The organism is Rhizobium sp. AN68 (assembly GCF_030758035.1).
Lineage (GTDB): Bacteria > Pseudomonadota > Alphaproteobacteria > Rhizobiales > Rhizobiaceae > Agrobacterium > Agrobacterium tumefaciens.
The window spans coordinates 1665033-1677884 of sequence record NZ_JARWMI010000003.1 but is presented as its reverse complement, the minus strand read 5'-3'; the positions used below and the strand labels follow the sequence as shown (position 1 = coordinate 1677884).

Annotated in this window: 13 protein-coding genes; 8 read left to right on the top strand and 5 right to left on the bottom strand. The window is 59.1% G+C overall.

Features of this window, described 5'->3' with window-relative positions; genetic code table 11:
* Positions 1 to 51: 51 nt before the first annotated feature.
* Positions 52 to 729, bottom strand: a complete 678-nt coding sequence (locus tag RBH71_RS21260; protein ID WP_003507952.1) for an alpha/beta hydrolase — start codon at positions 727 to 729, stop codon at positions 52 to 54.
* A gap of 211 nt (positions 730 to 940) precedes the next feature.
* On the opposite strand from RBH71_RS21260, the gene RBH71_RS21255 reads away from it, so the two are divergent.
* The 7 genes from RBH71_RS21255 to sufA all read left to right on the top strand — a co-directional run bounded on the left by RBH71_RS21255 (position 941) and on the right by sufA (position 8056).
* The gene (locus tag RBH71_RS21255) at positions 941 to 2110 is read left to right on the top strand and encodes a cysteine desulfurase family protein (RefSeq protein ID WP_323687483.1); all 1170 of its coding nucleotides are present in this window, start codon (positions 941 to 943) and stop codon (positions 2108 to 2110) included.
* 200 nt (positions 2111 to 2310) lie between these two features.
* Positions 2311 to 3780 carry a Fe-S cluster assembly protein SufB gene (gene sufB / locus RBH71_RS21250; protein ID WP_111801152.1) on the top strand — a complete coding sequence of 490 codons (1470 nt, stop codon included), beginning with the start codon at positions 2311 to 2313 and terminating at the stop codon, positions 3778 to 3780.
* A gap of 72 nt (positions 3781 to 3852) precedes the next feature.
* Positions 3853 to 4608 carry a Fe-S cluster assembly ATPase SufC gene (sufC, locus tag RBH71_RS21245; protein ID WP_003507958.1) on the top strand — a complete coding sequence of 252 codons (756 nt, stop codon included), beginning with the start codon at positions 3853 to 3855 and terminating at the stop codon, positions 4606 to 4608.
* A 24-nt stretch (positions 4609 to 4632) separates the two neighbouring features.
* Positions 4633 to 5904: a Fe-S cluster assembly protein SufD gene (gene sufD / locus RBH71_RS21240; protein ID WP_003515974.1), complete on the top strand. Its 1272-nt coding sequence runs from the start codon at positions 4633 to 4635 to the stop codon at positions 5902 to 5904.
* On the top strand, positions 5897 to 7147 hold the full coding sequence (locus RBH71_RS21235; RefSeq protein ID WP_003515973.1) for a cysteine desulfurase: 1251 nt from the start codon (positions 5897 to 5899) through the stop codon (positions 7145 to 7147). Before sufD ends, RBH71_RS21235 begins: the two co-directional genes overlap by 8 nt.
* A gap of 23 nt (positions 7148 to 7170) precedes the next feature.
* Positions 7171 to 7554, top strand: coding sequence for an SUF system Fe-S cluster assembly protein (locus RBH71_RS21230; RefSeq protein ID WP_003515972.1), 384 nt, complete (start codon positions 7171 to 7173; stop codon positions 7552 to 7554).
* A gap of 112 nt (positions 7555 to 7666) precedes the next feature.
* Positions 7667 to 8056 carry a Fe-S cluster assembly scaffold SufA gene (gene sufA / locus RBH71_RS21225; protein WP_003515971.1) on the top strand — a complete coding sequence of 130 codons (390 nt, stop codon included), beginning with the start codon at positions 7667 to 7669 and terminating at the stop codon, positions 8054 to 8056.
* 21 nt (positions 8057 to 8077) lie between these two features.
* Here sufA and RBH71_RS21220 read toward each other — a convergent pair whose 3' ends face one another.
* The 4 genes from RBH71_RS21220 to RBH71_RS21205 form a co-directional block, all read right to left on the bottom strand.
* Positions 8078 to 8359 carry a hypothetical protein gene (locus RBH71_RS21220; RefSeq protein ID WP_003515970.1) on the bottom strand — a complete coding sequence of 94 codons (282 nt, stop codon included), beginning with the start codon at positions 8357 to 8359 and terminating at the stop codon, positions 8078 to 8080.
* Positions 8360 to 8421: 62 nt separating this feature from the next.
* Complete coding sequence (locus RBH71_RS21215) at positions 8422 to 9630, bottom strand: ABC transporter permease (RefSeq protein WP_003515968.1); 1209 nt, start codon at positions 9628 to 9630, stop codon at positions 8422 to 8424.
* Entirely contained in the window at positions 9620 to 10339 is a 720-nt protein-coding gene (locus RBH71_RS21210; protein WP_003515966.1) for an ABC transporter ATP-binding protein, read from the bottom strand. The genes RBH71_RS21215 and RBH71_RS21210 overlap by 11 nt, the downstream gene beginning before the upstream one ends.
* Before the next feature lie 14 nt (positions 10340 to 10353).
* The gene (locus tag RBH71_RS21205; protein ID WP_003515964.1) at positions 10354 to 11652 is read right to left on the bottom strand and encodes an efflux RND transporter periplasmic adaptor subunit; all 1299 of its coding nucleotides are present in this window, start codon (positions 11650 to 11652) and stop codon (positions 10354 to 10356) included.
* Between the two features lie 407 nt (positions 11653 to 12059).
* On the opposite strand from RBH71_RS21205, the gene RBH71_RS21200 reads away from it, so the two are divergent.
* Positions 12060 to 12845 (top strand): DUF429 domain-containing protein, encoded by a 786-nt coding sequence (locus RBH71_RS21200; RefSeq protein WP_236776084.1) that lies wholly within the window; start codon positions 12060 to 12062, stop codon positions 12843 to 12845.
* Positions 12846 to 12852: the final 7 nt, after the last annotated feature.

Below are 12852 nucleotides of genomic sequence, written 5' to 3'. Positions count from 1 at the left end.
TTGTCGATCATTGCAGCCAGATCAAAACCTGTCGCGACACCGGGCGGCTTGTCACCGAATGCGCTTCGCTGCCGGTTCCGGAACCAGTTCGCCATTCAGGCGGCGGTCGAGGTAGTCCTCGCATTCGCTCATCAGCTCATCAACCTTGCCGTTGAAGAAGTGGTTGGCGCCGGGAAGGGTGCGGTGGGTGATGAGGATGCCCTTCTGGGTCTTCAGCTTTTCGACCAGACCGTTGACGTCCTTCTCAGGCGCGACCTTGTCGGCGTCGCCATTGATGATGAGGCCGGAAGACGGGCAGGGGGCGAGGAAAGAGAAGTCGTAGGTGTTGGGCTGCGGCGCAATCGACATGAAACCTTCGATTTCAGGGCGACGCATCAGAAGCTGCATGCCGATCCAGGCGCCGAAGGAATAACCGGCGACCCAGCAGCTTTTCGAATCGGGATGCAGGCTCTGCACCCAGTCGAGAGCGGATGCGGCATCGGAAAGCTCGCCGGCGCCATGGTCAAACTCGCCCTGGCTGCGGCCGATGGAGCGGAAGTTGAACCGGAGCGTCGTGAAACCGCGCTTCTGGAAAAGATAGAAGAGCTGATAAACGATCTGGTTGTTCATCGTGCCGCCGAACTGCGGGTGCGGATGAAGGATGATCGCTATCGGCGCGCTCTTTTCCTTGGAGGGTTGATAACGGCCTTCGAGGCGACCCGCAGGGCCGTTAAAAATGACTTCGGGCATTGGTACTCCGGTCGTGTTTTTTCATTCTCCAACCGCATTCTTCCGACGAGAAGACTTGACGAACTGTGTCATCTTTTCTAGAACGCAGTTTAGAATAATTCGAAACTTTGCGTGTGCTTAAGCACTCGGACCGTGTCATAAGGCAAGCGCAACTGTAATTTCAAGAAAAATGCGTTTTGGCGCATGGAAGATTGAGCGAAGCTTTTCCGCGATGACGGTTTTGACGCGCACATATATGGACTGGAACGCCACGGCGCCGCTTTTGCCTGCCGTGCGGGATGCTCTTGTCCGCGCTCTCGATATCACGGGTAATCCGTCCTCCGTACACCGGGAAGGGCGCGCAGCCCGTGCGGCCGTCGAGGCCGCGCGTCGTGACGTTGCTGTGGTCTGCGGCGCCCAGGCGTCGCATGTGACCTTTACGAGCGGTGCGACCGAAGCGGCCAATCTGGTGCTTTCGCCTGAATTCAAGATGGGGCGCGCTCCCGTGCGCTATGGTCGTCTTTACGTTTCGGCGATCGAACACCCGGCTTTTCGTGAAGGAGGCCGGTTCGGCAAGGCTGACGTTACGGAAATTCCCGTTACGTCAACGGGTGTCATCGATCTTGCGGCCCTTGAGGCGCTGCTGTCAGCGCACGACAAGTCCATTGGTCTGCCGATGGTCGCCTGCATGCTGGTCAATAATGAGACCGGCATTCTTCAGCCGGTGGCTGAAGCGGCGCGGCTTGCACATGCAGCTGGGGGATTGATGGTCGTCGATGCCGTGCAGGCTGCTGGCCGCGTTCCGCTCGATATCAATGCATTGGATGCCGATTTCCTTGTGATCTCGTCCCACAAGCTTGGTGGCCCGAAGGGTGCTGGGGCGCTGGTGTCCCGCGGCGAGGTGATGATGCCGAAGCCGTTAATCCATGGTGGCGGCCAGGAAAAGGGACATCGTTCCGGTACTGAAAATAGCCTGTCGGTCATCGGTTTCGGTGCCGCCGCCGCTATTGCTGCGCAAAACCTCGAGACCGAAGCGACGCGTCTTGCAGCACTGCGCGCAAGGCTGGAAGACGGCATGCGGGCAGTCGCGCCTGACGTGATCATCTACGGTGAGGATGTCGGCCGTGTCGGTAATACCACGTTTTTCACCTTGCCCGGTTTGAAGGCGGAAACGGGCCAGATTGCATTCGATATCGAAGGCGTTGCGCTCTCGGCCGGTTCGGCCTGCTCGTCCGGCAAGGTGGGTGAAAGCCATGTGCTGACGGCGATGGGACGCGATCCCAAGCTTGGCGCACTCAGGATTTCCCTTGGTCATGCGACTGATGAGGCGGATATCGAGCGCGCGCTCGCAGCCTTTACGAAAATTGCCGGGCGGCGCAGGCTGACCGGTCAGGCCGCTTAAAATGCGGCAAAGAATTGCGGAATAGCAATTTTCCGCTTGCCGGGATGTGTGAAAAGCGCCATCCCGCACTTACATGGGTATAAGCTCCGTCCCGTTTATACGGGCCCGGATTATTTGCCCGAAGATGGATGAAGGCGGCTATCCGCCTTGATACGTTGACAAGCCACCGGACCTTGGCTCCGGCGAGATTGGAGAACGACATGGCAGCGGTTCAGGAAACGATCGATCAGGTTCGCCAGATCGATGTGGACCAGTATAAATACGGCTTCGAAACCGAAATTGAAGTCGACAAGGCCCCGAAGGGCCTTTCGGAAGAGGTGATCCGCTTCATCTCGGCCAAGAAGCAGGAGCCCGAATGGATGCTGGAATGGCGTCTTGAGGCTTACAAGCGCTGGCTGACGATGGAAGAGCCGACATGGGCGCGCGTCAGCTACCCCAAGATCGACTTCAACGATCTCTATTATTATGCCGCACCGAAAAGCACGCCCGGCCCGAAGTCGCTGGACGAAGTCGATCCGGAGCTGCTGAAGGTTTACGAGAAGCTGGGCATTCCGCTGAAGGAACAGGAAATCCTGGCCGGCGTGGAAAACCGTCGTGTGGCCGTGGATGCCGTGTTCGACAGCGTCTCCGTTGTCACCACCTTCAAGGCGGAACTGGCAAAGGCCGGCGTGATCTTCATGTCGATCTCCGAAGCCGTGCGCGAATATCCTGATCTGGTGAAGAAATATCTCGGTTCGGTCGTGCCGCAGACGGACAATTTCTACGCAACGCTGAACTCGGCCGTCTTTACCGATGGTTCCTTCGTGTTCGTGCCGAAAGGCGTTCGGTGCCCGATGGAGCTTTCCACCTATTTTCGCATCAACGAAAAGAACACCGGACAGTTCGAGCGCACGCTGATCATCGCTGAAGAGGGCGCCTACGTCTCCTATCTGGAAGGCTGCACCGCGCCGCAGCGCGACGAGAACCAGCTTCACGCCGCCGTGGTGGAACTGGTGGCACTCGACGATGCCGAAATCAAATATTCCACCGTCCAGAACTGGTATCCGGGCGACAAGGACGGCAAGGGCGGCATCTACAACTTCGTGACCAAGCGCGGCGATTGCCGTGGCAACCGTTCGAAGATTTCGTGGACGCAGGTTGAAACCGGCTCGGCCATCACCTGGAAATACCCGTCCTGCGTTTTGCGCGGCGACGACAGCCGTGGCGAATTCTATTCGATCGCGGTTTCCAACGGCCATCAGCAGATCGACAGTGGCACCAAGATGATCCATCTCGGCAAGAACACGTCGAGCCGCATCATCGCCAAGGGCATTGCCGCCGGTTTCTCGGAAAACGTCTATCGCGGGCAGGTCTCGGCTCACCGCAAGGCGACCAACACGCGCAACTTCACGCAGTGCGACTCGCTTCTGATCGGCGACAAGTGCGGCGCGCATACCGTGCCCTATATCGAGGCGAAGAACTCGTCTGCTCATTTCGAGCATGAGGCGACCACGTCGAAGATTTCCGAAGACCAGCTGTTCTATTGCCTGCAGCGCGGCATCCCCGAGGAGTCGGCGATCGCACTGATCGTCAATGGCTTTGTGAAGGATGTTATCCAGCAGCTGCCGATGGAGTTTGCGGTTGAAGCGCAGAAGCTGATCGGCATTTCGCTGGAAGGTTCGGTCGGCTGATCGTCATACGAATACGCACTTTGAGTGCGCGGTTTCGCGCACCTTCGCTCACACTATTCTCAGGATAAAACCATGCTTGAAATCATCGACCTGCACGCAAAGATCGCCGATACCGAAACCGAGATCATCAAGGGCCTCAACCTTAAGGTTGCTGCCGGTGAAGTTGCGGCCATCATGGGCCCGAACGGTTCCGGCAAGTCGACGCTGTCCTACATCCTGTCGGGCCGCGAAGACTATGAAGTCACCTCCGGTGACATCCTCTATAACGGCGAAAGCATTCTGGAACTGGATGCCGCCGAGCGCGCTGCCAAGGGTATTTTCCTGGCCTTCCAGTATCCCGTCGAAATTCCGGGTGTTGCCACCATGCAGTTCCTCAAGGTTGCTATGAACGAGCAACGCAAGGCGCGCGGCGAGGCCGAGCTTACGACGCCGGACTTCATCCGTCGCGTCAAGGAAGCTGCCGGCGATCTGAAGATCGACATGGACATGCTGAAGCGTCCGCTGAACGTCGGTTTCTCCGGCGGTGAGAAGAAGCGCGCCGAAATCCTGCAGATGGCACTGCTGGAGCCGAAGCTCTGCGTTCTCGACGAAACCGATAGCGGCCTCGACATCGACGCGCTGAAGATTGTGGCTGATGGCGTCAATGCGCTGAAGTCGCCGGATCGCGCCACTGTCGTCATCACCCACTACCAGCGCCTGCTCGATTACATCGTGCCTGATAGCGTTCACGTTCTCTACAAGGGCAAGATCATCCGTTCGGGCGACAAGGCCCTGGCGCTGGAGCTGGAAAACAATGGTTACGCCGACATCATCGGTGAAGCGGCCTAAGCCAGAGGCCAGGAGGTGATGTCCATGAACATTCAAACGACCAATCGGCTGACGCCAGCGGAAACCGCGCTGATCGACGCCTATACCGCCAAGTTCAGCGAATTGCCGGGCAATGGTGCGGTTGTCGCCGCCCGTGACGTGCTGTTCGACGATCTGAAGACCGGCGGTCTTCCGACCCGCCGCATCGAGGCGTGGCACTATACCGATCTCAAGAGCCTGTTGCGTGCCATTCCCGAGGACCAGCCCGCACCTGTTATCGAAAAGCAGGCGTCTGTTGTCGCCGGCTCGTCCGTCGCCTACGTGCTGCATGGCACGGCCAATGTCGGCAAGATCGAAGATATCAGCGTTTCCAGCTTTGCCGAGAGCCTGCTTGACGGCTCGGCCGCCACAGGCCTTGCGGAAGCCAGCAAGGACGACGTGATCGGTCGTATCAACGGCAGCTTCGTGCGCGACGGCCTGACGCTCGACATTCCCGCCGATGCCGAGATCGAAAAGCCGATCGAATTGCAGGCGATCCATGGCGCAGGTCAGGTTCACAGCCGCTTCCCGGTGCGCTTCGGCAAGGGTTCGAAGGCGACCGTCATCGAGCGTCACCTTTCGGTGACTTCGGATGCCGCCCTGGTTTCCTCCGTCACCGACATCGTTGTCGAAGACGGTGCGGAAGTGACCTGGATCATCCTGCAGCAACAGGGCGCGGCCGATATTCATCTTGGCCAGCTGCGCATGAAAATCGGTGCGGACGCCAAGATTCGTCTGTTCGTCATCAATGCCGGCGGCAAGCTGGTGCGGCAGGAACTGCGCATCGACGTGGACGGCGAGGGTACTGACCTCACCGTTCGCGGCGTCAACCTGTTGGGCGGCGAAACCCATACCGACGTGACGATGGTTCTTGGCCACAACGTGCCGAACACGACCTCGACGGAAGTGTTCCGCAACGTGGTCTTCGACCGTGCAAAGGGCATTTTCCAGGGCATGATCCGGGTTGCCCCCGATGCCCAGAAGACCGATGCGAAGATGGCGTGCAATACGCTGCTGATGTCTGACGATGGCGAGTTCTCGGCAAAGCCGGAGCTTGAAATCTTCGCCGACGACGTTCAGTGCGGTCACGGTGCGACGGTTGCCGATATTGACGACAACCATCTCTATTATCTGATGGCGCGCGGCGTGCCGCGGGCAAAAGCGCGGGCGATGCTCGTCAATGCCTTCGTCGCTGAGATCGCCGAGGAACTGGAAGAAGAAAATCTGGTAGAGGCGCTAGAGACTATCATCTCCGGCTGGCTGGAACATCATGCCTGAGAGCGAACGCGCCGCATTGGCGGCCCCTTATGACGTTGAAGCCGTGCGGAAGGATTTCCCGATCCTGTCGCGCGAGGTCTATGGCAAGCCGCTGGTCTATCTCGACAACGGCGCGTCCGCTCAAAAACCGCAGGTGGTCATCGACGCCGTTTCGCATGCTTATTCCAATGAATACGCGAATGTGCATCGTGGCCTGCATTTCCTCTCCAATGCCGCAACCGACGCCTATGAGGCGGCGCGCGAAAAGGTGCGCCGTTTCCTGAATGCCGGTTCGGTGGACGAGATCGTCTTCACCAAATCCTCCACCGAGGCGATCAATACCGTTGCTTACGGTTACGGCATGCCAAAGATCGGCGAGGGCGACGAGATCGTCATCTCGATCATGGAACATCACTCCAACATCGTGCCGTGGCATTTCATTCGCGAGCGGCAGGGCGCCAAGCTTGTCTGGGTGCCTGTCGATGATGACGGCGCGTTCCATATCGAGGCTTTCGAAAAAAGCCTGACGGAGCGCACCAAGCTCGTTGCCATCACCCATATGTCGAATGCGCTGGGCACCATCGTGCCGGTCAAGGAAATCTGCCGCATCGCCCATGAGCGCGGCATTCCGGTGCTTGTCGATGGCTCTCAGGGCGCGGTTCACATGCCGGTCGACGTGCGTGATATCGATTGCGACTGGTACGTCATGACCGGCCACAAGCTTTACGGTCCCTCGGGCATCGGCGTGCTCTACGGCAAGGCTGACCGCCTGAGCGAGATGCGGCCGTTCCAGGGCGGCGGCGAGATGATCCTCGACGTGTCCGAAGACAATGTGACCTATAACGAGCCGCCGCATCGTTTCGAAGCGGGAACGCCGCCCATCGTGCAGGCTATCGGTCTTGGCTATGCGCTTGATTATATGGACAATCTCGGCCGTGCCGCGATTGCAGCCCACGAGGCTGATCTTGCGGCCTATGCTGCCGAGCGGCTGCGCGAGGTCAACTCACTGCGAATCATCGGCAATGCGCCTGATAAGGGCGGTATCTTCTCCTTCGAACTCGAGGGCATCCATGCCCATGACGTGTCGATGGTGATAGACCGGCGCGGCGTTGCCGTGCGTGCCGGCACTCATTGTGCCATGCCGCTCTTGAAACGGTTCGGCGTCACCTCCACATGCCGGGCATCGTTCGGCCTTTACAATACCCGCGCCGAAGTAGATCGTCTTGTCGAGGCGCTTGATTATGCGCGCAAATTTTTCGCCTGATATCAGGATTGAGGTTCAGGACCATGACTGCCGAAGCCACTGCAAAGACCCATGATGTGACCGAAGACGCTGCAAAGCCGTCTTCCATTGCGCCCGACGAGCTGGCGCGTCTTAGCGACGACGTGATCGCGGCGCTGAAAACCGTGTACGATCCGGAAATTCCGGCCGATATTTTCGAACTCGGTCTCGTTTACAAGATCGACATCGAGGACGACCGGATGGTCAAGATCGTCATGACGCTGACAGCGCCCGGCTGCCCGGTGGCCGGCGAAATGCCGGGCTGGGTGGAAAATGCCGTCGGCGCGGTCGAAGGTGTTTCCGGTGTCGAAGTGTCGATGACCTTCGATCCGCCGTGGACGCCGGACCGCATGTCGGAAGAGGCTCAGGTCGCCGTCGGCTGGTATTGAAACTGACGTGATTTTGACAGGCGTCATCCCTTGATGGCGCCTTCAAGCGCTATTAAATTGAAATCCATAAACATCGAGCCTTGAACTCGATTGTCGAAGGAGAATTAAGCCCATGGGCTTTGCGATCATGACCATGACCGGGGCTGCTGCCTCGCGCGTTAAAGCAATCGTCGAGAATTCCGGCCCGGACGCCAAGGGTGTGCGCGTCGGCATCAAGAAGGGCGGCTGCGCGGGCATGGAATATACCATCGACCTCGTGACGGAGGCGGATGCGAAGGACGATCTGGTCGAATTCGATGGAGCCAAGGTGTGGGTTCAGCCCTCCGCCGTGCTCTATCTGCTCGGCACCCAGATGGATTTTGAAGTGACCAAGATGCGCTCCGGCTTCACCTTCAACAACCCGAACCAGACGTCCGCTTGCGGCTGCGGTGAGTCGGTGGAACTGAAGCCTGCCGATCTGGCGGCGCTGGCGAAGCAGCGCGAGGCTGAAGCCAGCGTTTGATTGGCTGCGCCATTTTTCCGATCAGCGGGATGATTGCTGTTTCAGCGTATCGATAAAATCTGCCAGCGGATGAATCGATGGCGTCGTTGTCAAAAGCGGCTCGAGAGCTGCTGCAATCTTCCCGCAATCCTCCTCGGCAAGTGGTCGAAGGCTTGAGCTGACTTTGTTGTAGTCGGGCGTTCCGCGTGACGCGAGGGAGCGATTGATCACAAACAGTTCCGTTTGTCCGTCAATTCGTTCCACGAAGAGCGCAAGCGAACCGCCGTCTGCAGCGGCGGCGCTATCCGATACCGATTTGAACATCGAAACTCTCCGTAAATCATGAACCTATTCGGTCTAGGCCGTTGCAGCTTCGACGACTCGTCTCACTCGTGCCGCAGCGCCTCGATCGGGCTCAAACTCGCTGCCCGCCGCGCCGGGAAATAGCCGAAAATCACGCCGATGGCAGCCGAGAAGGCGAAGGCGAGGAAGATGATCGACGGGCTGGTGACGAAGGGCACGTTGAGGAAGCTGACGACGCCATAGGCAAGGCCAAGGCCCGTTAATATGCCGACCGTGCCGCCCAGGGCAGAGAGCATGACGGCTTCCACCAGAAACTGCGTCAGTACCTGTTTTTCCAGTGCGCCGATGGCGAGGCGAATACCAATCTCGCGGGTGCGCTCGGTTACCGAAACCAGCATGATGTTCATGATGCCGATGCCGCCGACCAGCAGGCTGACGGCTGCAACCGCACCCAGAAGCCCGGTGAGCAGCGTCGTCGTGCCGGTCATGGCCGAGGCGATCTGCGTCATGTCGTTGACGGTGAAATCATCCTCGCGGCCAATGTTGATGCGCCGCCGCTCGCGCAGCAGATTCTGCAGGTCGCTTTGCACCTTGGCGGTGGAAACGCCGTCCTGCGCGGAGACCATGATGGAGGAAATGGTAGTGGTGCCGCCGATGCGCCGCTGGTGGATTTTGAGCGGCATGATGATCGTGTCATCCTGATCGTCGCCAAGGCCGGATTGGCCTTTTCGGGCGAGAACACCGATGACGGGGCAGGAGATGTTGCTGACGCGGATTGTCTGTCCGACCGGGTTTTCAGCGCCAAATAGTTCCTGCCGCACCGTTTCGCCGATGATGCAGCCTATCTGCCCTCCGCGATCTTCGGCCGGCTGGAAGTCACGGCCCAGCGCAAGCGTCCAGTCCTGTGCCACAAGATAATCATTGGTGGTGCCGATGACGCTTGTCTGGTGGTTCTTGCCGCCGAAAATGACCGTTGCGGCGGAGCTGCGGTTTTGCGGAGCAACGGCGCGCAGGCCGCTGATCTGGTTGCGGATCGCCTCGACATCGCGATCATCGAAACGTTTGGCTTCCGTGCTGGCGCGGCCGGGCCCGAACTGGCCGGGGCGCACGAACAGCATGTTGGTGCCGAGCCGCGACAATTCCGATTTCACCTGTTCGGTCGTGCCGTTGCCGATGGTTACCATGGCGATGACGGCGGCAACACCGATGACGACGCCGAGCACGGTGAGGAAGGAGCGGAGCAGGTTGCGGCTGATGGCACGCAGCGCAAGACGCGACGTTTCAAAGAACATCGGCAGTCTCCTTGTTTTCCGCTGCGCTGTCGGAGGCGAGATGGCCGTCCACGAAACGCAGGAGGCGTCCCGCATGGGCAGCGATATCCTCTTCATGCGTGACCATGACGACCGTAATGCCCTTGTCGCGGTTGAGCGTGGTGATCAGCTCCATGATCTCGGCGCTGGTTTTGGTGTCGAGGTTGCCTGTGGGTTCGTCGGCGAGAAGCAGAGCGGGGCGGGTGACGATGGCCCGTGCAATGGCCACACGCTGCTGCTGACCGCCGGAAAGCTCCTGCGTCGTGTGGTGCTCGCGGCCCTTCAGACCCACCTGTGCCAGCGCCTCCATGGCGCGCGCGCGCCGTTCCGAGGCTTTCATGCCCCGGTACACGAGCGGCAGCTCGACATTCTCCACCGCCGAGGTGCGCGACAGGAGGTTGAAGCCCTGAAACACGAAACCCAGCATGTGGCGGCGCAGCAGCGTCAGATGTTCATTGTCGAAACCGCTGGTCGGCACGCCCTGAAACAGATATTCGCCCGATGTCGGCACATCCAGGCAGCCGATGATGTTCATCGAGGTGGATTTGCCGGAGCCGGATGGCCCCATGATGGCGACGAATTCCTTCTCGTGGATCGACAGGCTGACGCCGTCAAGCGCGCGGATCGTCGCTTCGCCCCGGCCATATTGCTTGACGACATCGCGGAATTCTATGAGCGGCGGCTGTTGCATGCGGTTTTCCTCCGTCAGCCGGCGTTGCGGGCTGAGGCGTCGGTAATCACCAGATCGTCGGCCTTCAACTCGCCCGATTTTACCACGGTATGCTGGCCATCGGTGGAGCCGGTTTCGATCGAAACCGAGACGGGCGTGTTGTTACGCAGCACCCACACCGTTCTTTTGCCTGTCGCGGCCGGACCGGCATCGCGGTTCTGTGACCGGCTCATGCGGGGAGGGCGGAACAGGCTCATCAAGCCACCGCCACGGGAGGCGGATTCGCGCGGCGGCGTATATCGGAGCGCGGAATTCGGCACCAGCAGCGTATTCTTGATCTCCTCAACGACGATATTGGCGGTTGCCGTCATGCCGGGGCGCAGCAGCAATTCCTCATTGTCCACCGTCAATATGCCCTTGTAGGTCACTACGTTAGACACGGTCTCGGAGGCGAAACGCACGGTCTCTATTTCAGCCGGGAAGCTACGGTCGGGATAAGCATCGACGTTGAAGGTGGCCTTCTGCCCGGTTTCAACCTTGCCGACATCCGCCTCATCCACCGACACCTGCAATTCCATATGGCGCAGATCGCCAGCAATGGTGAACAGCACGGGAGCGTTGAGCGAGGAGGCAACGGTGGCGCCGGGATCGACACTGCGGGTGAGGATGACACCATCGATGGGCGAGACGATCTTCGCCTTGCCGAGATTGACCTCGGCCAGCCGCAAATCCGCTTCCGCCGAAAGCACGGTCGCCTCGTTGACCTGTAGCGTGGCGCCGGCGGCATCGTGGTTGAACTGCGCGGCATCCAGATCCTGCTGGCTGGAGACCCGGCTCTGGACGAGGGACCGCAGACGCTCCATCGATGTTTTTGCCGAGCCGAGATCGGCGCGCGCCTTCAACACATTGGCCTTGGCGGAGGCAAGCTTGGCGCGGGCGCTCTGCACGTCGGCCTCCAGCTTGTTGGTGTCCAGTTCCGCCAGAATATCGCCTGATTTGACCGGGCTGTTATAGGTAACGTTGACCTTGCGAATGGTGCCGGACAATTCGCTCGATATGTCGACCTGATCGGTCGGCTGGACTGAGCCGGTGGAGGTTACGATGACGGAAAGGTCGCCCTGTTTCGCCGCTTCCGTGGTGTAGGTATAGGCGACGCCTGCGGCACGCGACTGGTAATAATAACCAAGGCCCCCACCGATCAGCACCACGGCTGCTGCGGCATAGAGATAGCGGCGCGACTTCTTCTTTCTACCTGACCTGCTGGTACCCAGAATGTCCCGCAGATCGGGCTGGCTGTTTTCCGTGTCGCGGCCATTGGTGTTGGCGTCATTCATTTTTGTCACCCGCAAAATTCAAAATACCACAGAGGATTGTTTCCAACCCCTGTTTCCGGTCCGTCTGTCGCTGTTTGTATTCCTCTGATTGTGGGAAGTGACATAGCTTGCCCAAAGGGGGAAGTGAAAACTTGGTAATATTTATGATAGCTCTGGTCTGCTAGAGATAAATCCGAAAAGGCCGATGCCATTGATGTGGCGCCGGTTTCAGCAGCGATATGCAGGACGATGATATAATGAACGACAATGTGGTGAAGTTCCGCAAACCGGCGCCCCCGAAAAAGCCGCGCCAGCCGCTTGGGCCAAAATCGAAAAAAGCCCTGACGATCGCCGCCATCATCGCTTTTTCGCCGCCGCCTGGGGGTATTTTACGCTGTTCGGGCAGGGGTGACGCTCTGAAAGCCGTATTGGGTATAGACGCCGCATGGACTGTTACCCAGCCAAGCGGGGTCGCCTTGGTCATCAACGATGGAACAGGCTGGACGCTGCGTGCCGCCGCATCTTCCTACGTAGGCTTCCTTGCCTTTGGAACCGATATCCCGGTTCTCGCTGATCGCCCCAGGGGATCAGTTGCCGAAGCATCGGCGCTTCTGGCGGCCGCAGAAGCCCTTGCGGGATGCAAGATCGATCTCGTTACGATTGATATGCCGCTCTCGCATCAACCGATTACTGCCCGCCGTGCTTCTGACAATCTGGTGTCTTCCGCCTATGGTTCCCGGCAATGCGGCACCCACACCCCAAATGCAATCAGGCCCGGCAAGGTCAGTGATGATCTTAAAATGGGGTTTGAACTTGCGGGATATCCGTTATTAACCAGGGAAATCAGCAGTCCCGGTCTGCTCGAAGTCTACCCGCACCCTGCGCTCGTTGAACTGACCAACGCCGCGAAACGGCTTCCGTATAAGCAGGGAAAAGTCGGCAGCTACTGGCGGTCGGATACGTCCGCAGACCGTCGCGCCAAACTCCTCGAGGTCTGGTCGTTCATCATCGCACATCTGGATCGACGGATAGGTGGGGTTGCCGATGCACTCATCATCCCTGCGACGAACGCAAAGGGATGGGAGATGAAGGCTTTTGAGGACAAGATGGATGCCGTCGTGTGCGCCTGGGTCGGGATTTGTGCTTTGGAGAGTGAGGCAGTGCCGTATGGCGACGACATTTCCGCGATCTGGATCCCGAAAGCGGCAGTTTAGATGGAGA

What these genes read in the sequence shown, in the direction of transcription:
- RBH71_RS21260 (WP_003507952.1), bottom strand. Translation starts at nt 729, where the DNA reads ATGCCCGAAGTCATTTTTAACGGCCCTGCGGGTCGCCTCGAAGGCCGT.
- RBH71_RS21255 (WP_323687483.1), top strand. Translation starts at nt 941, where the DNA reads ATGACGGTTTTGACGCGCACATATATGGACTGGAACGCCACGGCGCCG.
- sufB (WP_111801152.1), top strand. Translation starts at nt 2,311, where the DNA reads ATGGCAGCGGTTCAGGAAACGATCGATCAGGTTCGCCAGATCGATGTG.
- sufC (WP_003507958.1), top strand. Translation starts at nt 3,853, where the DNA reads ATGCTTGAAATCATCGACCTGCACGCAAAGATCGCCGATACCGAAACC.
- sufD (WP_003515974.1), top strand. Translation starts at nt 4,633, where the DNA reads ATGAACATTCAAACGACCAATCGGCTGACGCCAGCGGAAACCGCGCTG.
- RBH71_RS21235 (WP_003515973.1), top strand. Translation starts at nt 5,897, where the DNA reads ATGCCTGAGAGCGAACGCGCCGCATTGGCGGCCCCTTATGACGTTGAA.
- RBH71_RS21230 (WP_003515972.1), top strand. Translation starts at nt 7,171, where the DNA reads ATGACTGCCGAAGCCACTGCAAAGACCCATGATGTGACCGAAGACGCT.
- sufA (WP_003515971.1), top strand. Translation starts at nt 7,667, where the DNA reads ATGGGCTTTGCGATCATGACCATGACCGGGGCTGCTGCCTCGCGCGTT.
- RBH71_RS21220 (WP_003515970.1), bottom strand. Translation starts at nt 8,359, where the DNA reads ATGTTCAAATCGGTATCGGATAGCGCCGCCGCTGCAGACGGCGGTTCG.
- RBH71_RS21215 (WP_003515968.1), bottom strand. Translation starts at nt 9,630, where the DNA reads ATGTTCTTTGAAACGTCGCGTCTTGCGCTGCGTGCCATCAGCCGCAAC.
- RBH71_RS21210 (WP_003515966.1), bottom strand. Translation starts at nt 10,339, where the DNA reads ATGCAACAGCCGCCGCTCATAGAATTCCGCGATGTCGTCAAGCAATAT.
- RBH71_RS21205 (WP_003515964.1), bottom strand. Translation starts at nt 11,652, where the DNA reads ATGAATGACGCCAACACCAATGGCCGCGACACGGAAAACAGCCAGCCC.